The following is a 26,383-nucleotide window of genomic DNA, read 5'->3' on the forward strand; positions in this document are numbered from 1 at the left end:
TCGGGCCGGGCGAGGAACTCACGGCCGAGGAGGCGCTGCGCGCGTACACCGTCGGCTCCGCGTACGCCGTGCACGAGGAACACGTCAGGGGCACGCTCACCCGCGGCATGCTCGCCGACTTCACCGTCCTCAGCGACGATCTCCTGTCCGTGTCCCCGGACCGCATCGCCGAGCTGACGGTGGGCGCGACCGTGGTGGGCGGCAGGGTCGCGTACGACGCGGGAGCGGTGCGGGGCGCCGACGCCCGTTGACAGGTCGATTGGGCGTTCGAGGGGCGCCCCCGGCAGCCGCGCAGGACCTGTCCCGGCGCGGGCCCGCGCCGCCGACCGGACCGTAGTCGCATAGGCTCGTACCCACGATGAACAGCACCGATCCGTCCGCGACCCCGCCCAAGGCCGACAAGGCGACGGTGCGCAGGCACAACCTCAGCCTCGTGCTGCGCACCGTCCACGACGAGGGCGAGGCGACGCGGGCCGGGGTCGCCGGGAAGGTCGGGCTGACCCGGGCGGCGGTCTCCTCGCTCGTCGACCAGTTGCTGACCGACGGCTTCCTCACCGAGCGGGGCAAGACGTTCAGCGGGCAGGCGGGGCGTCCTGGCACGGCGCTGAAGGTGGCCAGGACCGGTCCCGCGGGGCTCGGCGTCGAGATCAACATCGACTACGTGACCGTGTGCGTGGTCGATCTCGCGGGCACCGACCGGGTCCGCCTGGTCGAGCGGATGGACAACCGGGGCGCCGCGCCCGCCGCCGTCCTCGCGCAGGCGGCGCGGATCGCGGCGCGTGCCATGGAGTCGGCGACGGAGCAGGAACTGCGCCCGGTCTCCGCCGAGTTGGCGCTGCCAGGACTGGTGTCGGGCGGAGCGGTGCGGCAGGCACCGAACCTCGGGTGGAACAGGGTGCCGGTCGAGGGACTGTTCGCGCAGGCCCTCACGGCGCTGCGTCCGGCGCACCGCGCGCTGCCGGTGAGCGCGGACAACGAGGCCAATCTCGCGGCGATGGCCGAGCTCTGGTTCGGCTGCGGCGGCACGGTGGACCGGGACAAGCGCGTCACCAGCTTCATCTACCTCACCGGCGAGATCGGCATCGGCGGAGCGCTGGTCCTGAACGGTCAACTGCTGCGCGGCGCCCACGGGTTCGCGGGCGAGATCGGGCATGTGGTGGTGGAGGCGGGCGGCCCCGAGTGCCGGTGCGGCGCGCACGGCTGCCTGGAGCAGTACGCGGGGCAGGCGGCGCTGCTGCGCGCGGCGGGCCTCGACGAGACGGCGGGCGCGGCCGGTGTGGCCGAGCTCGAACTCCGGGCCCGCGCGGGCGATCCCCGCACCCTGACCGCGCTCGCGGACGCGGGCCGCCATCTGGGCCGGGTCCTGTCGGGCGCGGTGAACCTCGTCGATCCGGACGCCGTGATGCTCGGCGGGGTCCTCCGCGGCCTCATGCCGTGGCTGGCGGCGGGCGCGGACGAGGAGCTGACGGCACGCGTGGTCTCGGGCCTGTGGACCCCGGGCAACGGCCGCCTGCGCGCCTCGTCCTCGTCGGCCGACGCGGCCCGGGGCGCCGCCGCCCGCGTCGTCCGCGAGGTCCTCACGGACCCGGCCGCGTACGCGGAGCGGGCGACGGACTAGGTCGTGTCCGGCGGGCCTCGTCGCGGACGCGGGGTCCGGCACGCCGACCTGCGGCGCACCAGACCCCGCTCGCCGGCGCAGTAGGGCGCGGGCCACCCGAGACGCGACCGGATCCGCCGGACAGGCCCCCAGAAGGCAGAGCCCCGGGGTGCCCCGTCACCCCCGGTGCGCGGCGATCAGCTTCCGGTACCAGTGGTAGCTGTCCTTCGGGGTGCGCTCAAGGGTGTCGTAGTCGACCCGGACGATGCCGAACCGCTTCGCGTAGCCGAGGGCCCACTCGAAGTTGTCCAGGAGCGACCACACGTAGTAGCCGCGCACGTCGACGCCCGCGTCCATCGCCGCGCGCAGGGCCGTGAGGTGTCCGTGCAGGTAGGAGACCCGGTCGGCGTCGTGGACGGCGCCGTCCTCGGCCACGGAATCGTGCTCGGCGGAGCCGTTCTCCGTGATGTGGACCGGCGGCAGCGCGTCGCCGTAGGTGGCCTTCAGGTCGGTCAGCAGGTCCGTGAAGGACTCGGGGACGACCGGCCAGCCCATCGCCGTGCGCCGCACGTCCGGGTACTGCCCTTCCGCGTACCGGTTGTCGGTGGCGACGCGGCGCGCCGGGTCCGCCTCGCGGTGCGGGGCGTCGGCGACGACGATCGGCCGGTAATAGTTGATGCCGAGGAAGTCCAGCGGCTGGGCGATCAGTTCGAGATCGCCGTCGCGCCGGAAGTCCGCGTCGGTGATCAGCTCGCCCCACGTGTCCTCGTCGGAGGCCGGGTAGCGGCCGGCGAGGATCGGCTCCGTCCAGACCAGGTTGTGCTGGGTGTCGGCGCGCAGCACGGCGGCGCGGTCGGCGGCGGAGTCGGTGGCGGGGACGTTGCGGTCGAGGTTGAGGGTGATGCCCGCCTCGCGCACCCCGGCGGCGCGCAGCGCCTTCATGGCGAGGCCGTGGCCGACGAGCAGGTGGTGCGCGGCGGCCAGGGCGCCGGTGCCCTCCTGGGCGCCGGGCGCGTGCCGGCCCACGGAGTAGCCGAGGAAGGCGCTGCACCAGGGCTCGTTGAGGGTGATCCAGCGCGGCACCCGGTCGGCGAGGTGTTCGGCGACGATCGCCGTGTACTCGCCGAACCGCTCGGCGGTCTCGCGCACCCGCCAGCCGCCCTTGTCCTCCAGGGCCTGCGGGAGGTCCCAGTGGTAGAGGGTGGCGGCCGGTTCGATGCCCGCCTCGAGCAGCTCGTCGACCAGACGGGAGTAGAAGTCGAGGCCCTTCTGGTTCGCGGGGCCCTCTCCGGTGGGCTGGATGCGCGGCCAGGCGATCGAGAAGCGGTACGAGTCGACGCCGAGGTCACGCAGCAGCGCCACGTCCTCGGGGTAGCGGTGGTAGTGGTCGCAGGCCACGTCTCCGGTGTCGCCACCGTCCGTGCGCCCGGGCGTGTGGCTGTAGGTGTCCCAGATGGAGGGACCGCGGCCGTCCTCGGTGGCGGCGCCCTCGATCTGGTACGAGGCAGTGGCCGCGCCGAACACGAAGCCTTCGGGGAAAACGGGCAAGTCACTCATGAAAAGCCTTACTTGACGGATCCGCCGGTGATACCGGCAGCAATGTACTTCTGGGCGAGGACGAGCAGCACGGCGGCCGGGATCGCCGACAGGACGGACGCGGCCATGACGGAGCCCCAGTCGCCGACGTGGGCGCCGATGTACTGGTAGATGCCGAGCGTGACCGGCTTGACGTCGTCGGTGGTGTTCAGCGTGAGCGCGAACATGAAGTCGCTCCACGCGTACAGGAAGGAGAAGAGGCCCGCCGTGATCAGCGAGTTGCGGCTCATCGGCAGGACGACCTGGACGAACGTACGCACCTTGCTCGCGCCGTCGACCTCGGCCGCCTCGATGACCTCCTTCGGGATGGCCACCATGAACGAGCGCATCAGGACGATGGCGAACGGGATGCCGAGCGAGGCGTCGGCGAGCATCAGGCCGAAGTAGGAGTTGACCAGGCCCAGATCGACGTACGCGCTGTAGAGGGCGTTGGCGATGACGATGCCCGGGACCATCTGCGTGATGAGCGTGCCGAAGACGATGGACTTGGTGCCGGGCAGCCGGAACTGGGCGAGGCCGTACGCGGCGGGCGCGGCGATCGCGAGGCAGATGACGACGGCGCCGAGCGCGACGGCGAGCGAGGTCAGCAGGTGGCCGCCCTGCTCGCTGATCGCGTCGGTGAAGCCGGACAGGTCCAGCGAGTGCGGTACGGGCGAGACTTCGAGCAGCCCGGACTCGGGCTGCAGAGCCGTGTTGATCATCCAGTAGAGCGGGAACAGCATCACGCACAGGATGACGACGCCGGCGACGGTGGCGCCCCAGCGGCGCTTCGGCCTGGTGGCGGTCTCGGAGACGATTGCCATGCCGGTCACTTCCCCTCGGAGCGGTTGGCCCGCAGGTAGAACACCGCGAAGACGGCGGAGATGAGGATGAGGACGTTGCCGACGACGGCGCCCGCGCCGAAGTCCAGCTGCACGAAGGAGTTCTGGTACGTGAGCGTGCCGAGCGTCTGCGTGGAGTCGGCGGGGCCGCCGTCGGTCAGGGCCAGGATCAGGTCGAGGATCTTGACCGTCGACATGAAGCCGAGCACCAGGACGACCGTGATGACGGGCTTGAGCAGCGGCAGCGTGATGGAGCGGAAGGTGCGCCAGGCGGAGGCGCCGTCCAGGGACGCGGCCTCGTACAGCTCCTTGGGGATCTCCTGGAGGCCGCCGTAGAGGATCACCATGTTGAACGGGATGCCGATCCAGATGTTCACCATGATCACGGAGAACAGGGCCATGCCGGGGCTGGTCAGCCAGGGGGTGTGGCCGCCGAACCCGAGGGTGTCGACGAAGGAGTTCAGGACTCCGGTGTCCTGGTCGAGGATGCGGCGCCACACGATGCCGGAGACGACCATCGGGACGAGCCAGGGAAGCAGGATCAGCGAGCGCAGGAACCCGTTGAGCGGGAAGCGCTTGGTGAAGAAGACGGCGAGCGCGAGGCCGATGCCGAACTGGCCGATCAGCGAGCCGATCGTGAAGACGATGGTGTGCCACAGCGCCTTGCCGAAGAGGTCGTCGTGGAAGACCTTGCTCCAGTTGTCGGTGCCGTTGAAGGGGGACTTGCCGTCGAAGAACGTGGACGGCGAGAAGTCCTGGAAGCTCATCACGACGTTGCGGACGAGCGGGTAGCCGAAGAACAGCAGCATGAAGACGACGGCGGGCGCGATGAAGCCCCACTGGGAGAGCCTGCGGCGGCGCCGGGCGCGCAGCGGGTCGGTCTTCTTCTTCGCGACGGCGGGCTTGACGGCGGGCGCCGGGGCCGTGGTGGTCGACATTTCGGTGATCCCCTCAGTTCCCGCTCGTGGCGCGGCTCTGCGCCTTCTTCAGCGCGGCCTCGCTGGACTGCCCGGTGAGCGCGGACTGGAAGGCGCTCTGCAGGGCCAGCGACACGGACGACCAGCGGGCCCCGACCTTCGCGGTGCGCGAGCGGGCGGTGGCCACCTGGTCGGCGAGCGCGTCGAGTTCGGGTACTTCCTTGCGCCAGATCGCGGCGGCCTTCTCGTTGGCCGGGACCATCCAGCTGTTGCGCGCGTAGGTGATCTGTTCCTTCTCGCCCGCCATGCAGCCGATGATCTTCGCGGCGGTCTTCTGGCGCGCGGTGTCACCGGTCTTGGGCACGGTCAGCACGGCGCCGCCGAGCGGACCCACGGACTTGTCGCCCGTCTTCGGAACGGGGATCTGCGCGATGCCCCAGTGCAGGTTCTTCTTGGTGTTGAGGGTCTCCACCTGCCACGGACCGTTGATCATCATCGCGGCGTTGCCGGCCATGAACTGGTCGTTGACGTCGGCCTGGGTCCAGTTGACGGTCGACTTGGACAGCGAGCCGTCCTTGATGAGGCCCTTCCAGTAGTCGAGCGCGCCCGCGACGTTCTTGGTGGCGAGGTTCGTCTCGTCGCCGCCGTTGGACCACATGAACGGGGTGAACTGGAAGACGCCGTCCTCCGCGCCGCCCGCGCTCAGCGCGATGCCGTACTGCCTGCCCTGGGTGAGCTTCTTGGCGGTCTCCTGCATCTCGGCCCAGGTGGTGGGGACTTCGAGACCGGCCTTCTTCAGGATGTCCTTGTTGTAGAAGAGGGCGAGGGTGTTCACCGTGCGCGCGGCGCCGTAGTACGTCCCCTTGTAGGAGCCGAAGTCGACGATGCCCTTGGGGATGTCCTTGGTGGACAGGCCCAGGGTGCGCAGGTCGACCAGGCCGCCCGCCTCGGCGAAGGTCGGCACCTCGGAGGCGTCGAACTGGATGACGTCCGGCAGCGACTTCGACGACGCCATTCGCAGCGACTTCGTCATGACCTGCGACGCGGGGACGCTCTGCTGCTCGATGGTGATGCCCAGCTGCTTGCTGCAGCGCGAGAGCGTGGCGGCGTCCCAGCCGTGGTACGAGTCGTCGGTCGAGGAGTTGAGGACGGTGTACACGTCCGGGTCGCGCTGCTGGCCACAGCCCGCGAGGGCGGCGGTGGCGACGAGTGCGGAGACAACGGTGAGCGGGATCGTGGCCCGTCGGCCGGCACGGCGGCGCCTGGCGCGCGTCCCGTCCGGTGGAGTTACTGCTGTCACGGTGGTTGCCCTTGCCTGGGAGGGGTGACCGGCCCCGACGCGACGCCCGTGTCGCGTCGGGGTGTTCGCTGCTGACCCGGTACGGCTCCGGTCTGCGCCGTACGGATCGCGTCGCGAGGGGACTGCGGCGTCAGCGGACGCCGAGCAGGTGCTCCATGGCGAGCTGGTCGAGGCGCTCGAAGGCCATCGACCGCTCGGCGGCGCCGTTCACGTCGAAGTCCTCGTACGCGCCCTTGTCCGCGAGGAGTCCGGCGAGCCCGTCGGCGGCCGTGGACTGCGCGAGCTCGTCGAGCCGGGACGCGCGCAGCGCCTCCTGCACCTCCGTGTCGGCGCGGAAGGCGGCCGAACGCTCCTTGAGGATCAGGTAGTTGCGCATGCAGTTCTTCGCGGACTCCCACACGCCGTCGATGCCGTCGGTGCGCACCGGCTTGAAGTCGAAGTGCCGCGGGCCCTCGTATCCGGCCGCCTCCAGGAGGTCGACCAGCCAGAACGCCTGGCGCAGGTCGCCGGCGCCGAACCGGAAGTCCTGGTCGTACTTGGTGCCGGTCTGACCGTTCAGGTCGATGTGGAAGAGCTTGCCCGCCCACAGCGCCTGGGCGATGCCGTGCGGGAAGTTCAGGCCCGCCATCTGCTCGTGGCCGACCTCCGGGTTCACACCCACGAGCTCGGGGCGCTCCAGGCGCTCGATGAACGCGAGGGCGTGGCCGATGGTCGGCAGGAGGATGTCGCCGCGGGGCTCGTTCGGCTTCGGCTCGATCGCGAAGCGCAGGTCGTAGCCCTGCTCGACGACGTACTCGCCGAGGAGGTCGAAGGCCTCCTTCATGCGGTCGAGGGCGTCGCGCACGTCCTTGGCGCCGCCGGACTCGGCGCCTTCGCGGCCGCCCCAGGCGACGTAGGTCGTCGCGCCGAGCTCGACGGCGAGGTCGATGTTGCGGATGGTCTTGCGCAGCGCGAAGCGGCGCACGTCACGGTCGTTGGCGGTGAAGCCGCCGTCCTTGAAGACCGGGTGCGTGAACAGGTTCGTCGTCGCCATCGGGACGGTGAGGCCCGTCTCGTCCAGGGCGGCGCGGAACCGCTTGACGATCGCGTCGCGCTCGCTCTGCGACGCACCGAAGGGGATCAGGTCGTCGTCGTGGAACGTCACACCGTGCGCCCCCAGTTCGGCGAGGCGGTGCACGGACTCGACCGGGTCCAGCGCGGGCCGGGTGGCGTCGCCGAACGGGTCGTTTCCCCGCCAGCCGACGGTCCACAGACCGAAGGTGAACTTGTCGTCGAAGGTGGGGGTGAAGCGGTCGGACATGGTGCGGCCCTTACTGGTGCGCGAACCCTCGGCGTCCACCGAGGCGTTTGTTTTCTGACATGACTAATACGCCAAGATGCGTCGAAGCGCTAGACCCAGCGACCTACCTCACCCCGGGCACACCCCTCATCACCTGCTGTTAAGCGAATCGAAGCGCTTCACCGGACCTCCACTCGACCCACTCTTGCTCTTTTGTTTTCTGTACGATCAAATGGCGTCGGCGGGTCATTTGTCTTCAAGGTCTGCCTTCAAGATCGCAAGTAAGTTGAGGGGCGCCATGCCACCGTCATCACCGCCGGTCGCAGCCGTGATCGGCGTGGACAGCTCGACGCAGTCCACCAAGGCGGTCGTCCTGGACGCCGCCACCGGCCGCTCCCTCGGGACGGGCCGTGCCCCGCACCTCGTGACCGGTCGGCAGGGGGCCCGCGAGAGCGAACCCGGCGTCTGGTGGTCCGCCCTGTGCGACGCGGTCACGCTCGCCCTCAAGGAAGCCGACGTCCCGCCCGAGCGCGTCACCGGCATCGCGGTCGCCGGACAGCAGCACGGCCTCGTCGCCCTCGACGCGCAGGGCCGTCCGGTGCGGCCCGCCCTGCTGTGGAACGACACCCGGTCCGCGCCGCAGGCCGCCGCCCTCACCGAGCGCCTCGGCGGACCGGACGCCTGGCTCGCGCGCACCGGCTCCGTGCCGGTGGCGTCGATGACCGCGGCGAAGTGGCAGTGGCTGCGCGAGCACGAACCGGCCCGCCCGGTGGCCGCGGTCCGGCTGCCGCACGACTTCCTCACCGAGCGGCTGTGCGGCGTCGCGGTCACCGACCCCGGGGACGCGTCGGGCACCTGCTGGTACAACACCGCGACGGGCGCCTACGACGCCGAGATCCTCGATCTGCTCGGCCTCGCCCCCGAACTGCTGCCCGCCGTCGCCGCGGGCGGCGGCGCCCGGGCGGGCTCTCTCACCGAGAGCGCCGCCGCGCTCCTCGGTCTGCCCGCCGGTATCGCGGTGGCGGCCGGGACCGGGGACAACATGGCCGCGGCGGTGGGGCTCGGCCTCGGCGCCGCCGGACTCCTCGACCACCCGGTGCTCAGCCTCGGCACGTCCGGCACGGTGTTCGCGGCGACCCGCACCCGGCCCGCCTCCCCCGCCCTGGCCGGTTTCGCCGCCGCCGACGGGACGTACCTGCCACTGGCCTGCACGCTGAACTGCACCCTCGCCGTCGACCGGATCGCGGACCTGCTCGGCCTGGACCGGGAGGACGCGGAGCCCGGCGACGGAACCGTGCTGCTGCCCTACCTCGACGGCGAGCGCACCCCCGATCTGCCGCACGCCGCGGGCCTGTTGACCGGTCTGCGGCACGACACGAGCGGACGGCAGATCCTCGGCGCAGCGTACGAAGGCGCCGTGTTCACCCTGCTGCGGGCCCTCGACGAGCTGTCGCGCGCCTGCGGCCTCGACCCGGACGACCCGGAGGTCGCCGCCCGCCCGGTGCGCCTCGTCGGCGGCGGCGCGCAGGGCCGCACCTGGGTGGAGACCGTCCGCCGCCTGTCCGGCCGCCCGGTCCTGGTACCGGAGGCCACCGAACTGGTCGCGCTCGGCGCCGCCGCCCTCGCGCAGGCCGCCGCCACCGGCCGGGACCCGGTCGCCGTCGCGACCGGCTGGGACACCGGCCGCGGCACCCTGCTGCCCGCCGCTCCCCGCGACCACGCGGCCTGGCACCGGCTCACCGACGTCCTCGACCGGGCCACACCCGCCCTGCTGACCTGAACCACCTCCGCACCCCTGGGAAGATCATGAAGTTCACCGACGGCTTCTGGCTGATGCGCGACGGGGTCACGGCCTCGTACGCCACCGAGGTCCGCGACGTCCGAGCGGACGCCGACCGCTTCACCGCGTACGCCGCCGTCAAGCGCGTCGAGCGCCGCGGCGACACCCTCAACTCCCCTCTGCTGACCACCGAGTGCTTCTCCCCCGCCGAGGGCGTCATCGGCGTCCGCGTCACGCACCTGGCGGGCCGGCGTCACCCGGGCCCCGACTTCGCGCTGCCCGGCGCGCACGCCCCGGCCGGCGAGGTCCGCCGGGACGGCGGTGTCGTCGAGCTGGCGAGCGGCGCCCTCACGGTCCGCCTCGACACCGACGCGCCGTGGACCCTGTCGTTCCGCGACGCCGACGGCCGCGAGGTGACGTCGGCGGGCCCCAAGGGCACGGCGTTCTTCACCACCGCCGACGGCGCCCACCACATGGCGGGCCGGTTGCAACTCGGCGTCGGCGAGCAGGTCTACGGTCTGGGCGAGCGCTTCACGCCGTTCGCCAAGAACGGCCAGGTCGTCGACATGTGGCAGGCCGACGGCGGTACCAGCAGCGAACAGGCGTACAAGAACGTCCCGTTCAGCCTCCACCTCTCCCCCGCGGGCGCGTACGGCGTCTTCGTGAACCACCCCGGCAGGGTCGGCTACGAGATCGGCTCCGAGTCGGTCGGCCACATGCAGTTCAGCGTCGAGGACCAGACCCTGGAGTACTACGTCGTCGCGGGCCCGACCCCGAAGGACGTGCTGCGCCGCTACACCGCGCTGACCGGCCGGCCCGCACTGCCGCCCGCGTGGTCGTTCGGCCTGTGGCTGACGACGTCGTTCACCACGCAGTACGACGAGGCGACCGTGACGTCCTTCGTGGACGGCATGGCCGAGCGCGACATCCCGCTCTCCGTATTCCACTTCGACTGCTTCTGGATGCGCGAGTACCAGTGGTCGGACTTCACCTGGGACCCGGACGTCTTCCCGGACCCGGAGGGCATGCTGGCCCGCCTCAAGGAGCGCGGGCTGCGGATCTCCGTGTGGATCAATCCGTACATCGCCCAGAAGTCGGCCCTGTTCGACGAGGCCGCGGAGCGCGGCTACCTGGTGACCACGGCCGAGGGCGACATCTGGCAGTGGGACCTGTGGCAGGCGGGCATGGGCCTGGTCGACTTCACCAACCCCGACGCCTGCACCTGGTTCCAGTCGAAGCTGAAGGTCCTCCTCGATCAGGGCGTGGACTGCTTCAAGACGGACTTCGGCGAGCGCATCCCGACGGACGTCGTCTGGCACGACGGCGCCGACCCGGAGCGCATGCACAACTACTACACGCAGCTCTACAACCAGGTCGTCTTCGAACTCCTGCAGAAGGAGCGGGGGTTGGGCGAGGCGGTGCTGTTCGCGCGGTCGGCGACGGCGGGCGGTCAGCAGTTCCCGGTGCACTGGGGCGGCGACTGCTGGTCGTCGTTCGGCGCGATGGCCGAGTCCCTGCGCGGCGGCCTGTCCCTGTCCCTGTCGGGCTTCGGTTTCTGGTCGCACGACATCGGCGGCTTCGAGGGCACGCCCGACCCGGCGGTCTTCAAGCGCTGGCTCGCCTTCGGCCTGCTGTCCTCGCACAGCCGGCTGCACGGTTCGTCCTCGTACCGGGTGCCGTGGGAGTTCGGTGACGAAGCGGTCGACGTGGCACGGCAGTTCACCCTCCTCAAGCACCGCCTGATGCCGTACCTCTACGGGACTGCCGTCGAGGCCCACCGGGACGGCGTGCCGCTGATGCGGCCGATGCTCCTGGAGTTCCCCGGCGACCCGACGTGCCGCGCGCTCGACCGGCAGTACATGCTCGGCCCCGACCTGCTCGTGGCGCCGGTGTTCTCGGCCGACGGCGACGTCGAGTACTACCTGCCCGCGGGCACCTGGACGCATCTGCTCACGGGTGAGCGGGTACAGGGCCCGGCCTGGCGCCGCGAGACCCACGGCTTCGACAGCCTCCCGCTGTACGTGCGTGAGGGCGCGGTGATCCCGTTCGGCGCGGACGACCAGCGGCCCGACGGCGACTGGCCCGACGGCCTCACCCTGCTCGTGGCCCCCGGCGCGGACGACGTCACGGTCACCGTCCCCGATCACGACGGCGGCCGGGCCGCCGCGTACGAGGTGACCCGGGACTCCGGGAGCGGCGCGGTGACGGTGCGGCCGCTCGACGGGAGCGCGGCTCCCACGGTCAAGGAGCTGTGAACTTGAGGCGCCTCCCGGACGGGAGGCGCCTCAGCCGTCGGCGGGCGTCAGAGGATGTGGATCCGCTCCAGCTCACCGTCCTCCGTACGGATCATCAGCTCGTGCCCCTTGGCGCGTTCGCGTTCCACGAAGCCCAGCAGCACGGCCCGGTTGATGACGTCCGCCTTGCTCACGTGCCCGTTCTCGGCCAGCTCGTTGACCGCGACGACGGCCGGCGGCACGAGCGTGACCGAGAAGCGCTCGCTGGGCGGATGTTCCGGATGTCCTGCCATGGTGTGGCCTCCTGTCGTGTGAACCTCTCAGGAGTGACCACGGACGCATCATCGACGCACCACATTTACACCAGTGGTCGAGGGCTCACTGCACGTCGTCCTTCGCCGCCGGGAGGCTGGTGTCCCCGTCCGACCAGTGGTTTATCCAGCCGCAGGCGCCGCACGCGTAGCGGCCGTTGACACCGGCGACGACCGCGCCGCAGCCGCCGCACTGCTTCTCGGTGACCCGCTGTCCGGCCAGGAACTCAGCCGCGGCCGCCGCCGTCTCCACGTTCTGATCATGCGAGTTCATAGGTCCGCGCCTACCCGCAAGTGCACCCCGCCAACATCTCTCGGTACGGACCCGTCCGGCCCGCCCGGGACTCAACCGCGGGCCGACAAGGAATTGACGTCGGCGAAGTCCAGGCCGTCCGCAAGGGCGTCGTAGCCGCCGGATGCCAGCAGTTCCCCAGCGGCGCGCCGCGCTGTGGCGTAAGCCGCCTGCGCCACACCGGATCCGAGACTGACCCGGGCCACGCCCACCGCGCCCAGCTCGGCGACGGACGGGACGCCGGGTCCGGCCATCACATTGAGCGGTACGGGGATCCCCGCCGCGAGCTCCTCGATGGTGGCGAGGTCTCCGACACCGGGGACGAAGACGCCGTCGGCGCCGGCGTCGACGTAGACCCGGGCGCGCTCCAGCGTGTCCTCGAGCCGGTCGTGGTCCGGGCCGAGCCCGAAGAGGTAGGTGTCGACACGGGCGTTGAGGAAGAGGTCCACGCCCTCGTGCGCGGCGGTGGCGCGGGCCGTCGCGAGGCGCGCGGCGAGTGCGGCCGGGGGCCGCGTGCCGTCCTCGATGTTGACGCCGACCGCACCGGCCGCCAGCACTTCCCGCACGGTCTGCGCGACGCCCGCTTCGTCGTCGCCGTAGCCGGCCTCGATGTCGGCGGTGACCGGCACGGTGACGGCCGCGGCGATCCGCGCGATCGCGGCCACGGCCTCCGCGCGGGTCAGCGCGTCACCGTCCGGGCGGCCCAGGGACCAGGCGACGCCCGCACTGGTCGTGGCGACGGCGGACGCCCCGGCGGCCTCGACGATCCGGGCACTGGCGACGTCCCAGGCGTTGGCGAGCGCGAGCGGGCGGGCGGCGGTGTGCAGGCTGCGGAACGCGCGGGCCTTGCCCTGCTGGGTGGTGGTCATGGAGGCAGTCAAACACCGTGCCCCGCGGTGTTCCGGCAGGAATCCGACATCGACGTACCGCCTCCGGACGAGCGGCTTACCGCCGAGTAGGATCTTGCGGGTCCTGTTCCGCTCCGTACCAGCGTCGTCGGGAGCCTCCGTGTCCTCGTCCCCCCGCATCCAAGTCGGTTCTCTCGTGGAGGACTTCACCCTGCCCGACGAGACGGGTACCCCCACGACGCTGTCCTCGCTGCTCGCCGAGGGCCCGGTGGTGGTGTTCTTCTATCCGGCCGCGATGACGCCGGGCTGCACCGCCGAGGCCTGCCACTTCCGGGACCTGGCGGCGGAGTTCGCGGCGGTCGGCGCCCGGCCGGTGGGGATCAGCGCGGACGCCGTGGACCGGCAGCGCGAGTTCGCGGGCCTGCACACGCTCGGGTTCCCGCTGCTGTCCGACCCGGAGGGTGCGGTGCGCGGGCTCTTCGGTGTGACCCGCGGTTTCGGGCCGCTGCCCACCAAGCGGGCCACCTTCGTCATCGGGACCGACCGTCGCGTACTCGAGGTCGTACGCAGCGAGTTCAGGATGAGCGCGCACGCCGACCGGGCACTGGCGGCGCTGCGCAAGGCCGCCTGACATCGGCCGGTACGCCTGACCGATCGACGGATCAGGCGTACCGGCGAATGCGCGACGCGCCGCACGGTTCAGCGCGAACGTCCCATCCGCCAGCTGCGCTTGAGGGGCAGGTTCGCCCCCGAGTTGCCGACCTCGACTCGTGCGGTGCCCACCGGTGACGTCCATCCGTGCGCCGCGCCGTCCCAGATGCGCAGCTGGTCCGCGGGCACCGTCAGGTCGATCCGCAGGGCCTCGCCGGGACGCAGGGTGACCTTCTTGAACGCCTTGAGCCGGCGCGGCGGCAGCAGAGCCGCACCGTGACGTGCGTCGTTCGTCATCAGTGCGGTGCCCTCGGCGGCGATGTCCCGGGCCGTCTTCACATGCTCGGCGCTGGTCGCGGTGGCGTCCGGTGAGCCCGGGGTGCGCTCGAAGAGTCCGTAGGCGAACTCCTCGGTGAGCAGGCGCAGGACCTTGTCGTCGATGACGTCGGTGCTGACCTTGCCCTGCCGTACGGCGTCGGTCAGTGCCTGCCCGAAGTTCCCGGCGGCGGGCATGGTCAGGTCCAGCCCGGCGTTCGCGGCGCGGACCGTGCTGCGGCCGCCGTCCCAGTCGGTGACGACGAACCCGTCGAAGCCCAGCCGTCCTTGGCCGCGTGCTGGAGGAGTTCGGCGTCGTTGGCGCGCGCGCCGTTGAGCAGGCCGGTCGCGGCCATGGCCGACCACGCTGCCGTAGCGCGGTTCCGCCGACGGGTCGAAGGTCGCCGGATTCCGCGCGTCCGCGTGAAACCCCTTGCCCAATGGTCAAGAATCGTTGACCATTGCTCGCATGCCTACCGACGACCTTCCCGAGACGCTTCACGTCACCACGGCCGAGCAACTGCGCGCCGTCTCCAACCTCACGCGTCACCGGATCATGGCCGTACTGCGCTTCGAGCCGGCGACCATCACGCAGATCGCTCAGCGGGTGGGCCTCGCGAAGGGGAGTTCCAGTTACCACGTACGACTGCTGGAACGGGCCGGCCTGGTGAAGGTGGTACGGACGCGGAAGGTGCGGGGGGTCACCGAGCGGTACTACGCGATGGCCGCGCGGTCGATCGCGCTGCCGGATCCGGGCGAGGGAGGCCCGGATGTGCTGATGCGCCACGCGGTGGCGGACCTGGAGGCGTCGCCGGTGGACGAGCGCCACGTACGGATGGCGCATCTGCGGCTCACCGAGGAGCAGTTCGCGCAGCTGGGGGCGCGGCTGCAGGCACTGGCGGACGAGTACCGGGAGCTGTCCGACCCGTCGCTGCCGGACACGTCACTCGTCTTCGCCCTGTTCCACCCGGCACGGCCCGAGCAGACCGAGCAGACCGAGCAGACCGAGGGGGACACCAAGTGACCGCAGACATAAGAAGGTTGCCGGCCGGGTTCGGACGGCTGTGGACCGCGCAGACGATCTCCTCGCTCGGTGACGGAGTCACGCATGCCGCGCTGCCGCTGCTCGCGCTGACGCTGACACGGGATCCGATGGCGCTCGCCGTCGTCACGGCCGCCGGGACGCTGCCGTGGCTGCTCTTCGGGGTGCTCGGCGGTGCGCTGGTGGACCGCTGGGACCGACGGCGCACGATGTGGATCGCGGACGCGGCGCGTGCGGTGCTGCTCGCGATACCGGCGGCGGCAGCCGTGCTCGACGCGCTGAGCATTCCGCTGCTCGCGGCCGTCGCCTTCCTGCTCGGTCTCGGCGGGCTGTTCTTCGACACGGCCGCCACGGCCTATCTACCGGATCTGCTCCGCCGCGAACCCGTACTCCTGGAGCGCGCCAACTCCCGCCTGCGCGGCGCCCAGACCGCCATGTCCGGCTTCGCGGGGCCGCCCGCGGGCAGTGCGCTGCTCGCGCTCGGCCGGGCGGTTCCGCTGCTCGCCGACGCGGTGTCGTTCGCGCTGTCCTCGCTGCTCGTCCGTACGCTGCCCGCCATGCCCCGGCCGGTGCCGGAGGTCCGCGAGTCGCTGCTTCGGCAAGCACGCGCCGGCGCCGCGTACGTCTTCCGGGACCGCGTGCTGCTCGGGCTCGCGCTCCGCCCGGCGGTCGGGAACGTCGCCTTCCTCGCCGTGGAGACCGTCCTCGCCCTCTTCGCGCACGAGCGCCTGGGCATCGACACCTACGGTTTCGGGCTGCTCCTCACCGCGGAGGCCACCGGCGGCCTGCTCGGTGCGGGCATCGCCTCCTTCCTCGGCCGACGACTCGGCACCGGCACCGCGCTGACCTGCACGGCCGCCGTCGAAGGGCTGGCCATCCTGGGCCTGGCCGCCGCCCCGAACCCGTACGCGGCCGGGCTGGCGCTCGCCGTGTGCGGCGCCGGCATGGGCGCCACCATGGTGCTCGCGCCCTCCCTGCGACAGGCGATCGTCCCCGCCCACCTGATGGGCCGGGTCGCCTCCACCTCCCGCATGCTGGCCATGTGCGCCGCCCCCGTCGGGGCCTTCCTCGGTGGCTGGCTGGCCACCACCTACGACATCCGCACCCCGCTGTACGCCGCCGCCGGCCTGCTGCTGGCCATGACGGCCGTCACGGCGTCCATGACCAGCAACCGCCGGGTCGAAGCGGCGCTGCGGGCGGCCGCCCCGGCCGACGGTCCGGATCGCCCGGCGCCCAAGTGCCCCGCGCAGGAGAGCGCGACCGAGGTGCTGTGACGCCTGCCGCGATGATGTCACCACACGTCGAATGCCAGGCCAGATCGTCGCGGCGCCACCGTTACCGGCCGGCTACTGCGGCCACTCCGCGCCCCGAACGTCACGATCGGCGCCGCGAAGGTCTTCAGCGAGCGGGGCCCGCTCCCCGTAGAGCGGAAGCGGGACCACTCGACCCGAGGGATCCCTCGTACGTACGCACCCGTTGCCCGACGACAAACAGCAACTGACGGTGCCGTCGGAGCCGACGCCGAGGGTCTGCCCGAAGCCGATCCACGTATACGCCAGGGTGGCTCCGCCGGCGCGCGCGAACCCCTGCGGCGGTCCCCCACCGGGGCTGCGCGAGCAGGAGATCCCGAGGGCCAGAGCCACGACGGCGACGGCGAGCGACGCCATCGCACCCCACCAACTCGCCTTCTCCACCGGCCAGTTCCTGGCGGCCGCAAGGAATGCCGCCGCGCCGGCGAGCAGCCGTCCCACGCTACGGACGACATCGCCGACCGGTATCCGCAGACCGGCCAGGAGCGGTCCGTTCAACGGCTGGAGCGGCGTGGCGAAAGTCGAGGCCTGGTCCCACGAAGAGTGTTCTCACCCCTGTACGCGGAGGGCTGCCTGGGGATAGCGTCGCCCCGACCAGCGGGAATGAATCGTTTCAGACACTGCTTCAGCCCTTGGTCACCCCTTGCCGACACCGCCGAAGAGTGAGCCGCCATGACATCGAGCCACCCGCACGCGAACGTCCCCCAGCCCGGCCCCGCCAGACGCACCGTCCTCGCCGCCGGCACGGCAGCCGTGGCACTGTCCGCGGCCGGGCTCGCCGGCGCGAATCCCGCGTCCGCGGCGAGCAAGGGCGGACCTGCCGCCCCCTCGCGCCCCGCCGCCGAACCGCCGCGCGTCGGAACCGGCTGGCAGCGCTACGTCCAGGCGCCGGCCTCCCGCACCGTGCGCCCCGTCCGCACCCTCGCCTCCACCGGTGACGTGTCCCGGCCCGAGGCGCTGCTGAAGCCGGGTGGCCCCGTGACGGTCCTGCGCAGGGCGGAGCCCGAACCCGCTCCCCGCTGGCCCGAGGGGACCACGGCCGAGGCGTCGTCCACGCATGCCGGCAACAACGGGGGCGACGGGCAGCCCCGTACGTACGACGCCTCCCATGCCGTGGACGGGGACCCGGACACGTTCTGGAACGACGACACGCAAGGCACCTTTCCTGACACCCTCACCGTGACACTGCCCGCCGAGCAGGAGCTGACCGGCATCACCGTCGTCTCCAACAGCGACGGCGTACCGACCGACTTCACGGTCGACGTGTGGCACGACGATGCGTGGAAGCGGGCCGCCATCTGCTCCGACAACGATGTCATCCAGTGCGCGGTGCCGTTCACCGCCGCGTTCCCGGCCTCCAAGGTCCGCATCACCGTGACCGGGGTGCAGGACACCCAGAGCGGTGCGTTCACCCGCATCAATGAAGTGTGGCCGCAGGCCGTCAAGGCCGTCGAACCGCCCAGTGTGACCGTCGACTTCGGCAAGGTCGTCGTCGGGCACCCGCGCATCCGGTTCGCCGGAGCCTCCGACAACTCCCCCGGTGTCCGTGTCGCGTTCTCCGAGACCGAGCAGTTCCTCACCGACCGCAGCGACTTCACACGCAACGACCAGGCGGGCGGGGCGAGTCGGGGCACCGACCAGTTCGCGGTGCCCGCGCGCGGCGCCGACTGGCTGGACCACAAGGGCTTCCAGGCCGGGGACAAGGTGTTCGCGGACGGGCTGCACGGCTTCCGCTACCTCAAGATCACGCTGGACGCGCTCGCGTCGGACGCGCCGGCCGCCCGGCCCTGGGGCACGGTCGAAGTGGACTCCGTGAGCCTGGAGTTCACGGCGTACCTGGGCACGCCGAGCAGCTACCGCGGCTGGTTCCTGTGCTCCGACGACGACCTCAACCGCTACTGGTACGGGGCCTCGTACACCAATGAGCTCGTCACCGACACCTTCCGCCGCGACGACGTCGATCCACGCAATGCCTGGAGCGCCTCACTGGAGGGCCAACTCGTCCTGCACGACGGCCCGAAGCGCGACCGCGACCCCTACGTCGGGGACCTGGCGGTGTCGGCGCGCACTCTCTACCTCACGCACGACGACGCGGCGGCCGCCTCCCGCAACGTCCTCGCCGACCTGGCCGAGCACCAGCGCGCCGACGGCTGGATCCCGCCGGCCTCGATCAACAACTACACACTTCCGCTGTTCGACTATCCGCTGTGGTGGGTGACGTGCAGCTGGGACTACGTCCTCTACACCGGCGACCGCGCCTACGCCACGCGCTACTACCCGAACCTGGTGAAGGTGCTCGACACCTGGTACCCGAGCGTGACGGACGACGCGGGACTGCTGAGCAAGGGGCTCAACGGGACGAGCGGGTACGGGGACTACGCCTTCCTGAACCGCACCGGGCGCATCACGTACTACAACGTCAACTACGTCCAGGCGCTCCGGGACTCCGCCCGCCTCGCGCGCTGGCTGGGGCACGCGGACGACGCGGACCGCTGGGACAAGCGGGCCGGACAGGTCGCCGACGCGGTCAACGCGCACCTGTGGGACGAGAAGGCGGGCGCCTATCTCGACTCCTCGACGGGTCCGGTACGGCACGCCCAGGACGGCAACGCCATCGCCGTCACCTCGCAGGTCGCGGACGCCGAGCGGGCGGCCTCGGCCCTCGCCCACCTCGACGCCACCACCCGACGGCCGTACGGCAACGCCTTCATGGACAACGACACGATCTTCGACGGCGCCTCGCAGCGGGTGTACGCCTTCACGTCGTACCCGGAGATCGTCGCCCGGTTCGAGACGGGGCGGGTCGACTCCGCGCTGGACCAGATCCGGCGCACGTACGGCTGGATGGACCGGCACGATCCCGGCATCACGCACTGGGAGGGCATCGGTCCGGGCGGCTCCCTGTACGAGGACGCGTACACGAGCATGGCGCACGGCTGGTCGACCGGCGTGCTGCCCGCTCTCACCCATCAGCTCCTCGGCGCCCTTCCCCTCTCTCCCGGCTACGCCACCTGGCAGGTGCGGCCGAACCCCGGTGACGTGGACTGGGCGCAGGGGCAACTGCCCACACCGCACGGCCCGTTGGGCGTGGAGTGGCGCACCTCCGGATCCGGCTTGAGCCTGACGGTGCGCGTGCCCGGCGGGACGCGGGGGTCGGTGGCCCTGCCCGGGGAGCCGGGGCGGCTGCTCGTGCGGCAGGGACGGCGTGTGCTGTGGGACGGGCGTGGGGAGACCTCCGGTGCCGCCCGTGTCGAGGCCGGGCGGGTCACCGTGACGTCCCTCGGCGAGGGGACCCACACGTTCACGGCCGTACCGATCGGCTGACCGCGGCGGTCAGCGGGCTGCCGACACCTCTGCGCCAAGGCCTTCGGGCTGCTTGACCGCCTTGGCGCGCGGGTCGACGTCGAGGTCGACGTCGATGAGCAGCCCGCTGACCCTCGCCCGCCCAGGGACAGCACGCCGGGTCGGGCGGGATTGTCCGAACGAGCGCCAGGGACGCCTCGCAGCGTCGTGCAACCACACTCAGGCGCCAAAGTATGGTGCCCCACCACATGTGCCACTGACCTGCGTCTTCCTACCTTGTGGCAGCACGCAGACGTCCCCCCTCCCCGCCTGGAAGTGGTGCACATGGCCTCCGCAGCATCCGCTCCGCCGACTCCGACAGCACCGAGCCACCTCAAGCGCATTGTCGCGGCGAGCCTGATCGGCACCACGATCGAGTGGTACGACTTCTTCCTGTACGGCTCCGCCGCCGCGCTCGTCTTCAACAAGCTGTTCTTCCCCGGCTCCGACCCGCTCGTCGGCACCCTGCTCTCCTTCCTGACGTACGCCGTCGGGTTCGCCGCCCGTCCGCTGGGCGCGTTGGTCTTCGGCCACTACGGCGACCGCCTCGGCCGCAAGAAGCTGCTGGTGATCAGCCTGTTGATGATGGGCGGCGCCACCTTCGCCATCGGGCTGCTGCCCACGCACGCCACGGTCGGCTCGGCCGCGCCGGTGCTGCTGACGTCGTTGCGCCTGATCCAGGGCTTCGCCCTCGGCGGCGAATGGGGCGGAGCCGTGCTGCTCGTCTCCGAGCACGGGGACGCCGAGCGCCGGGGCTTCTGGGCCTCCTGGCCGCAGACCGGAGCGCCCGCGGGGCAACTCCTCGCCACCGGTGTGCTGTCGGCGCTCACCGCGCTGATGTCCGACGCCACGTTCACCGCGTGGGGCTGGCGCATTCCGTTCCTGCTGTCCGGCCTGCTGGTGATCGTCGGTCTGTGGGTGCGCCTGTCCGTCGATGAATCGCCCGTGTTCAAGGCCGCGTTGGCCCGCGCCGAGGCCCGCAAGGCGGCCGACAGCGACGTGGTGGAGAAGATGCCGCTCGTCGCCGTGCTGCGCCACCACTGGCGCGACGTCCTCGTCGCCATCGGCGCCCGCATGGCCGAGAACATCAGCTACTACGTCATCACCGCCTTCATCCTCGTCTACGCGGTCCAGGCGGCCGAGGTCTCCAAGCAGACCGCGCTGAACGCCGTACTCATCGCGTCCGCCGTCCACTTCGCCGTGATCCCGGCCTGGGGTGCCCTGTCGGACCGGGTCGGGCGCCGTCCGGTGTATCTGCTCGGCGCCGCCGGTGTCGGCGTGTGGATGTTCCCGTTCTTCTCCCTCGTCGACACGGCGAGCTTCGGCAACCTGATCCTGGCCGTCACGGTCGGCCTCGTCCTGCACGGCGCCATGTACGCCCCGCAGGCCGCCTTCTTCTCCGAGATGTTCGCGACGCGGATGCGGTACTCCGGTGCCTCCATCGGCGCGCAGTTCGCCTCCGTCGCGGCCGGTGCGCCGGCGCCGCTGATCGCCACGGCGCTGCTCGACAGCTCCGGCGAGTCCACGCTGATCTCGCTCTACGTGATCGCCGCCGCGGTCATCACGCTGATCGCCGTCGCCGTCGCCAAGGAGACCCGGAACCGCGACCTGGCCGACATCGACAGGGAGGACGAAGGCGCCGGTGCGGTCGTGGTGGAGCAGCCCGCCGACGCCTCGCACCGCGTCTGACGACGCAGCAGGTCCGCCGACCCCGCACGCCGCGCGCGTGCGGGGTCAGCGTATGTCCGGGCTCGCCAACCGGTGCAGTCGCAGGGCGAGTTGGATCTCCAGGGCTCGCTCGGGCGACTGCCAGTCGGGGCCGAGGAGGCTGCCGATCCGCTCCAGACGCTGCGCGACCGTGTTCACGTGGACGTGCAGCGTGTCCTTGGTGCGGGCGGGGCTCATCCCGGACGCAAAGTAGGCGCCCAGGGTCTGCACGAGGTCGGTGCCTCTGCGCTCGTCGTACGTGACGACCTCACCGATGGTGCGGGCGACGAACCCGGTGATGTCCCGGCTGTCGGCGAGCAGCAGCCCCAGGAAACCGAAGGCTTCGGCGGCCGCTCCCTCGCCCGTCCTGCCGAGCGCGCGCAGGGCGTCGAGGCAGCGGCGCGCCTCCGCGTAGGCCGCGGCCGCCGTCTCCGCTCGGGTGACGAGCGAGGCGACCGGCGCGGAGGCACCGACGGTGACCGACTCGTGGGTCGCCGCGGACAGCCGCTTGGCCACGAGCCCCGCGAGCGCGGAGGCCGTGTCTTCCGCGCCGAGCGGGAGCAGCAGCACCGTCCCGCCGTCACGCGCGGCGGCCAGACCGTGCCGGGTGGCGGCGAGATGCCCGGCGGCGGCGCCCAGACGGCGGCGCGCGGCCGCCTCCTCCTCGGCGTCGGTCGCGTCGGTCTCCAGGCGGGCCGCGAGCACCACGTGCGTGGCGTCCAGGTCGGCGTCGAGGCGGGCGGCCCGCTCACGCAAAAGGCGCGGGTCCCGGTCGCGGGCGTCGAGCAGATCGTCCAACAGCTCGCCGCGTACCCGCTGTTCGGCCTCGGAGGCGGAGCGCCGGGCGAGCAGCAGCAGGGACGTGACCATGGCGGCGCGCTCCAGGGTGCGCTGGTCGACCGGGTCGAGCCCGGGGTGGCCGCGCAGCACGAGGGCGCCGAGGAGTTCGCCGCCGGCGGCGACGGCCGCGACCCAGTCCTGGCCGCGGCGCACCGCGTGGCCTTCGGCGCGGGAGGCTTCGAGGGCTTCGGCGGGTGCTGTGTCCGCGTCGGTGAACTCCACCGTGCCGTCCAGGACTTGGGACACGGCGGCGGCCACGTCGTGCACGCCGCCACCACGCAGTACCAGCTCGGCGAGCCGGTCGTGCACGTCCGACGCCCGCTCGATGACGCCGCTGCGGTCGCGGATGATCTCGTTGGCCCGCTCGAGACCGGCGAGCGCCTCGCGGGTCTCCGTGAGCAGGTTCGCCGCGTCGATGGCCGCGGCGGCGAGCGCGGCGAAGGAGCCGAGCAGCGCGATCTCCTCACGCGCGAAGACCCGGGCTCGACGGTCCGACGCGAAGAGCACGCCGATGACCTGGGGGCCCAGCATCAGCGGCACACCGAGGATGGCCACGAGCCCCTCGTCGTGGACGCCGGCGTCGATGGTGCGGGTGTGCTGGAAGCGCACGTCCTGCCCGTAGTTGTCGGTCACGTACGGCCGTGCGGTCTGGGCGACGAGCCCGCCGAGGCCCTCCCCCATGCCCAGCCGCAACTGCTGGAAGCGCGCGGCGACGGATCCTTCGGTGACGCGCATGTACGTGTCGCCCCTGGCCGGGTCGTTCAGCGTCAGGTACGCGACGTCCGTGCCGAGCAGGGAGCGGGCGCGCTGCACGATGGCCTGCAGGACCGCGTCGAGGTCACGCAGGCCCGCCAGGTCGTGGGCGGTCTCGAACAGGGCGGACAGCTCCGCCTCGCGCCGCCGCCTGCCCTCCATCTCCTCGCGCACCCCGAGCGCGAGCAGCTTGGCCGCTTCCAGGACCGCTATCCGCGCGGGCGGCACGCCCTCCGCGCGGGCGAGCAGCACGGGCTTCTCGTACGCGTCGGCGGAGGCGCCCCTGGCGAGCAGCTCCAGGAACGGGGCCTGCGGGTCCCCCGTGTCCACCGGGTCGGAGGCTGCGGCTGTGTGCGGATGGTGGTGCGACATGCTCAACAGGATTACCCGCCGTACGGCCGGCCCCGCCAGCCCTGTGGACAACTCGAAGGATCACGAGACTGTGGTCGCTCGGACGAGCGACCACAGATCCCGACAAAGATGGACGAACCACCAGCGATGGAGAGCTCGGTGGCTCAGTGAGCGGTCCAGCCGCCGTCGAGGACCATCGACGTCCCGGTCATGAACGACGCCTGCGGTGTGCACAGGTACGCTACCGCCTCGGCGACCTCGTCCGGCTCGATGAGCCGCTTGACGGCGCTGTCCTGCAGCAGCACCTCGCTGAGCACCCGCTCCTCGGGGATGCCGTGCGCGGCGGCCTGGTCGGCGATCTGCCGTTCGACGAGCGGGGTGCGGACGTAGCCGGGGTTCACGCAGTTCGAGGTGACGCCGTGCGGGGCGCCTTCCAGGGCGACCGTCTTCGACAGGCCCTCGATCCCGTGCTTGGCGGTGACGTACGCGGACTTGAAGGCGGAGGCGCGCAGGCCGTGCACCGACGACACGTTCACGATGCGGCCCCAGTTCTGGCCGTACATGTGCGGGAGCGCGCCGCGGATCAGCCGGAACGGGGCCTCCACCATCACCGTGAGCACGGTGTGGAACACGTCGGTGGGGAACTCCTCGACCGGGCGCACCAGCTGGATCCCGGCGTTGTTCACGAGGACGTCGGTGCCGGCCGCCGCGGACTCGGCGGCGTCGAGGTCGGTCAGGTCCAGGACGTACGGCTCGATGCCCACGGCCGCTTCGGCCAGCGCGTCGAGCCCGGCCGCGTCCCGGTCCACCGCGCGCACTTTGGCGCCCGCGGCGGCCAGGCGCAGCGCACAGGCCCGGCCGATACCGCTGGCGGCGCCGGTGACGAGTGCCGTGCGTCCGCCGAGGTCGAGCGGCGTGAGCTGCGGCGTGGGAGGTGGGGTGTCAGGCGTGTGCGGGGTCATGGTCCGCACCCTAGGCAGTCGGTCAACGCCGCCCGATGTGGTCGGCACCCATACTTCGTGTCCCGCTCATGGCCGCTGACCATGCCTGCCCGAAGAGATCTGGGGAGTGCGGGATCTCTACGCGAACTGCGACGGACTGCTGGAACAGCAGGACTTGTCATGAAACCGTTAGCCCGTTCATCGCGCCCCATAGGGCCCCCGATAAACTCATCCACATGGTTCGATCGTCCCGCGGTGAGGCGACCCCCGGGATGTGGCGGCGCGAGTCCGGCACCACGGTTCGGCAAGGTGTGCCGCTCTCGGAGGAGTCAGCGGCCTCTTTCACCATCCTCGCCGGGTTTCACATACCCCGCGTCCCCACGGAGTGGACGCCACATTCGCATGACTTGCACGAGCTCGTCTGGGTACGCGGGGGAACCCTGACCTCCCGGGTGGACGACCGCGTCTTCACCGTGGTCGAGGGGCACGGGCTGTGGATGCCCGCCGGCGTGGTGCACGGAGGCCGGGCCACGGCGGGGGCGAAGTTCCATGACGCGTTCTTCGCTCCCGACCGCACACCGTTCGCGTTCGGGGAACCGAAGGCGATCGCGATGACTCCGTTGCTCGAGTCGCTGCTGACGCACCTGTCCCGCACGGATCTCGACACGGCGGCCAGGGCACGGGCCGAGGCGGTCGTGTTCGACGTGATCCAGCCGTCGGAGCGCCAGTTCGCGCTGCGGCTGCCCGGCGACGCGCGGATCGACGCCATCGCCGAAGCGCTGCTGGACGATCCCGGCGACAGCCGCTCGCTGGAGGAGTGGGCACGGCGGCTGGGGACCAGCGATCGCACGATCACCCGCGCGTTCCGACAGGCGACAGGTCTCACCTTCGCGCAGTGGCGGCAGATGCTGCGCGTGCACCGGGCGCTGCTGCTCCTCTCCGAGGGGTTCGACGTGCTGACCGTCTCCGAGGTGCTCGGCTACGCCCAGGCCAGCACGTTCATCGCCGCCTTCCGGCGGATCATGGGAACCACTCCGGGCGCGTTCTTCGACGCGGGCGCAGACACCCCCGTAGATGTCCGGAATCCCGTATCGGGTGTCCAGAACTCCTGATTGTCGACGCGGCAAGCGGAATATAGCCTTCTCGAAGTTAGGTAACCCTTAGCTTAGTTGCTGCCTGCCGCGGACGGCGTTGTTCCTGCGTGGGAACGTTCGCGGACCTGCCGGTGCAGGCCGGTCGGAGGGTGCCGTACTCCCTGCCCCTCCGACCATGCGGACCCTTCCATGTTCACAAGCCCCTTCCGGCACGCCGACCGTTCGGTGGCGGCGCCCGCCGCACCGGTGGCCGCCCTCAACGGGCACGACCTGGTGCTGCGGTACGGCGGCGTCCCGGTCGTCCACGGCGTCTCGCTCGCCCTGGAACCCGGCCGCGCGACCGCCCTGGTGGGACCGAACGGCAGCGGGAAGTCCACGCTGTTGCGTGCGCTCTCCCGGCTGCATCGGGTGGACGACGGCCGGGTGACGCTCGGCGCCGCCGAGGGACGGCCCGAACGTGACGCCGCCCTGCTCAGCCCTCGCCAATTCGCCCGCGAGGTCACGCTGTTCTCCCAGTCGAGGCCCGCACCCCAGGGGCTGACGGTCGCGGAGGTCGTGGCGTTCGGACGCCATCCCCACCGGCGCGGCTTCGCCGGACCGACCTCCGAGGACCGGGCCGCCGTCGATCGCGCCATGGGCGTCACCGGCGTACGGGACATGGCCGCAAGACCGGTCGGAGAGCTGTCCGGCGGCGAGATGCAGCGTGTCTGGCTCGCGGCCTGTCTGGCCCAGGACACCGGCGTCGTGCTGCTGGACGAACCGACCAACCACCTGGACCTGCGCTACCAGTTCGAGACGCTCGACCTGGTACGCGATCTCGTCGAGGAACACGGCATCGCGGTGGGGATCGTGCTGCACGACCTCGACCAGGCATCCCGTGTCGCGGACACGCTGGTCCTGATGCGTTCCGGCCGCGTGCACGCGATGGGTGCCCCCGTCGACGTCCTCACCGCCGAGAACATCGGCGAGGTCTACGACATCCGCGTCGAGGTCGAGGTCGACCCCCGCACCGGCCGGCTCCGCATCGACCCGGTCGGGCGTCACGCCTCCTGAAGCGGCAAC

The 26,383-nt window shown here is 71.6% G+C and carries 23 protein-coding genes; 11 read left to right on the plus strand and 12 right to left on the minus strand.

Annotated elements, in window-relative coordinates; translation table 11 throughout:
* Positions 1-35: 35 nt before the first annotated feature.
* Both B072_RS49340 and B072_RS0124565 read left to right on the plus strand, forming a co-directional pair.
* Positions 36-251: an amidohydrolase family protein gene (locus B072_RS49340; RefSeq protein WP_234018916.1), complete on the plus strand. Its 216-nt coding sequence runs from the start codon at positions 36-38 to the stop codon at positions 249-251.
* A 107-nt stretch (positions 252-358) separates the two neighbouring features.
* Positions 359-1,618 carry an ROK family transcriptional regulator gene (locus B072_RS0124565; RefSeq protein WP_018532602.1) on the plus strand — a complete coding sequence of 420 codons (1,260 nt, stop codon included), beginning with the start codon at positions 359-361 and terminating at the stop codon, positions 1,616-1,618.
* Positions 1,619-1,774: 156 nt separating this feature from the next.
* Here the strand turns inward: B072_RS0124565 and B072_RS0124570 are convergent, their stop codons facing one another.
* From B072_RS0124570 to xylA, 5 genes are all read right to left on the minus strand, one after another.
* A complete protein-coding gene (locus B072_RS0124570) occupies positions 1,775-3,154 on the minus strand; it encodes a GH1 family beta-glucosidase (RefSeq protein WP_026246247.1) in 1,380 nt (459 codons plus the stop codon).
* An 8-nt stretch (positions 3,155-3,162) separates the two neighbouring features.
* Positions 3,163-3,996 carry a carbohydrate ABC transporter permease gene (locus B072_RS0124575; protein WP_018532604.1) on the minus strand — a complete coding sequence of 278 codons (834 nt, stop codon included), beginning with the start codon at positions 3,994-3,996 and terminating at the stop codon, positions 3,163-3,165.
* Positions 3,997-4,001: 5 nt separating this feature from the next.
* Complete coding sequence (locus B072_RS0124580; RefSeq protein WP_018532605.1) at positions 4,002-4,952, minus strand: carbohydrate ABC transporter permease; 951 nt, start codon at positions 4,950-4,952, stop codon at positions 4,002-4,004.
* A 13-nt stretch (positions 4,953-4,965) separates the two neighbouring features.
* The gene (locus tag B072_RS0124585) at positions 4,966-6,231 is read right to left on the minus strand and encodes an ABC transporter substrate-binding protein (protein ID WP_043244626.1); all 1,266 of its coding nucleotides are present in this window, start codon (positions 6,229-6,231) and stop codon (positions 4,966-4,968) included.
* Positions 6,232-6,361: 130 nt separating this feature from the next.
* Positions 6,362-7,531, minus strand: a complete 1,170-nt coding sequence (gene xylA, locus B072_RS0124590) for a xylose isomerase (protein ID WP_026246250.1) — start codon at positions 7,529-7,531, stop codon at positions 6,362-6,364.
* 277 nt (positions 7,532-7,808) lie between these two features.
* Here xylA and xylB point away from each other — a divergent pair, with 277 nt between their 5' ends.
* Positions 7,809-9,290: a xylulokinase gene (gene xylB, locus B072_RS0124595; RefSeq protein ID WP_043244628.1), complete on the plus strand. Its 1,482-nt coding sequence runs from the start codon at positions 7,809-7,811 to the stop codon at positions 9,288-9,290.
* Between the two features lie 26 nt (positions 9,291-9,316).
* Positions 9,317-11,545, plus strand: coding sequence for an alpha-xylosidase (yicI, locus tag B072_RS43965; protein WP_018532609.1), 2,229 nt, complete (start codon positions 9,317-9,319; stop codon positions 11,543-11,545).
* Positions 11,546-11,592: 47 nt separating this feature from the next.
* Here the strand turns inward: yicI and B072_RS0124605 are convergent, their stop codons facing one another.
* The 3 genes from B072_RS0124605 to B072_RS0124615 all read right to left on the minus strand — a co-directional run bounded on the left by B072_RS0124605 (position 11,593) and on the right by B072_RS0124615 (position 12,996).
* Complete coding sequence (locus tag B072_RS0124605) at positions 11,593-11,817, minus strand: hypothetical protein (protein WP_018532610.1); 225 nt, start codon at positions 11,815-11,817, stop codon at positions 11,593-11,595.
* 85 nt (positions 11,818-11,902) lie between these two features.
* Complete coding sequence (locus B072_RS43970; RefSeq protein ID WP_043244629.1) at positions 11,903-12,109, minus strand: hypothetical protein; 207 nt, start codon at positions 12,107-12,109, stop codon at positions 11,903-11,905.
* A gap of 71 nt (positions 12,110-12,180) precedes the next feature.
* The gene (locus B072_RS0124615) at positions 12,181-12,996 is read right to left on the minus strand and encodes an isocitrate lyase/PEP mutase family protein (RefSeq protein ID WP_018532612.1); all 816 of its coding nucleotides are present in this window, start codon (positions 12,994-12,996) and stop codon (positions 12,181-12,183) included.
* A gap of 139 nt (positions 12,997-13,135) precedes the next feature.
* On the opposite strand from B072_RS0124615, the gene B072_RS0124620 reads away from it, so the two are divergent.
* Positions 13,136-13,606, plus strand: coding sequence for a peroxiredoxin (locus B072_RS0124620; RefSeq protein ID WP_018532613.1), 471 nt, complete (start codon positions 13,136-13,138; stop codon positions 13,604-13,606).
* Between the two features lie 68 nt (positions 13,607-13,674).
* Here B072_RS0124620 and B072_RS0124625 read toward each other — a convergent pair whose 3' ends face one another.
* Entirely contained in the window at positions 13,675-14,382 is a 708-nt protein-coding gene (locus B072_RS0124625) for a fibronectin type III-like domain-contianing protein (RefSeq protein WP_026246251.1), read from the minus strand.
* Positions 14,383-14,410: 28 nt separating this feature from the next.
* On the opposite strand from B072_RS0124625, the gene B072_RS0124630 reads away from it, so the two are divergent.
* Together B072_RS0124630 and B072_RS0124635 are read left to right on the plus strand one after the other, a co-directional pair.
* A complete protein-coding gene (locus B072_RS0124630; RefSeq protein WP_018532614.1) occupies positions 14,411-14,965 on the plus strand; it encodes an ArsR/SmtB family transcription factor in 555 nt (184 codons plus the stop codon).
* 17 nt (positions 14,966-14,982) lie between these two features.
* The gene (locus tag B072_RS0124635) at positions 14,983-16,257 is read left to right on the plus strand and encodes an MFS transporter (protein ID WP_018532615.1); all 1,275 of its coding nucleotides are present in this window, start codon (positions 14,983-14,985) and stop codon (positions 16,255-16,257) included.
* A gap of 72 nt (positions 16,258-16,329) precedes the next feature.
* Here the strand turns inward: B072_RS0124635 and B072_RS0124640 are convergent, their stop codons facing one another.
* Positions 16,330-16,791 carry a hypothetical protein gene (locus B072_RS0124640; protein ID WP_158689239.1) on the minus strand — a complete coding sequence of 154 codons (462 nt, stop codon included), beginning with the start codon at positions 16,789-16,791 and terminating at the stop codon, positions 16,330-16,332.
* Positions 16,792-16,965: 174 nt separating this feature from the next.
* Here B072_RS0124640 and B072_RS0124645 point away from each other — a divergent pair, with 174 nt between their 5' ends.
* Entirely contained in the window at positions 16,966-19,617 is a 2,652-nt protein-coding gene (locus B072_RS0124645) for an alpha-L-rhamnosidase C-terminal domain-containing protein (RefSeq protein ID WP_018532617.1), read from the plus strand.
* A gap of 303 nt (positions 19,618-19,920) precedes the next feature.
* Positions 19,921-21,324, plus strand: coding sequence for an MFS transporter (locus tag B072_RS0124650; protein ID WP_018532618.1), 1,404 nt, complete (start codon positions 19,921-19,923; stop codon positions 21,322-21,324).
* Between the two features lie 45 nt (positions 21,325-21,369).
* On the opposite strand, the gene B072_RS0124655 is transcribed toward B072_RS0124650, so the two are convergent.
* Entirely contained in the window at positions 21,370-23,307 is a 1,938-nt protein-coding gene (locus B072_RS0124655) for a helix-turn-helix domain-containing protein (RefSeq protein ID WP_018532619.1), read from the minus strand.
* Between the two features lie 143 nt (positions 23,308-23,450).
* Positions 23,451-24,248 carry a 3-hydroxybutyrate dehydrogenase gene (locus B072_RS0124660; RefSeq protein WP_018532620.1) on the minus strand — a complete coding sequence of 266 codons (798 nt, stop codon included), beginning with the start codon at positions 24,246-24,248 and terminating at the stop codon, positions 23,451-23,453.
* A gap of 215 nt (positions 24,249-24,463) precedes the next feature.
* On the opposite strand from B072_RS0124660, the gene B072_RS0124665 reads away from it, so the two are divergent.
* Together B072_RS0124665 and B072_RS0124670 are read left to right on the plus strand one after the other, a co-directional pair.
* Positions 24,464-25,339 (plus strand): helix-turn-helix domain-containing protein, encoded by an 876-nt coding sequence (locus B072_RS0124665; RefSeq protein ID WP_043244632.1) that lies wholly within the window; start codon positions 24,464-24,466, stop codon positions 25,337-25,339.
* A 171-nt stretch (positions 25,340-25,510) separates the two neighbouring features.
* Complete coding sequence (locus B072_RS0124670) at positions 25,511-26,374, plus strand: ABC transporter ATP-binding protein (RefSeq protein WP_018532622.1); 864 nt, start codon at positions 25,511-25,513, stop codon at positions 26,372-26,374.
* Positions 26,375-26,383 lie beyond the last annotated feature (9 nt).

It is taken from the genome of Streptomyces sp. HmicA12 (genome assembly GCF_000373565.1).
GTDB lineage: Bacteria > Actinomycetota > Actinomycetes > Streptomycetales > Streptomycetaceae > Streptomyces.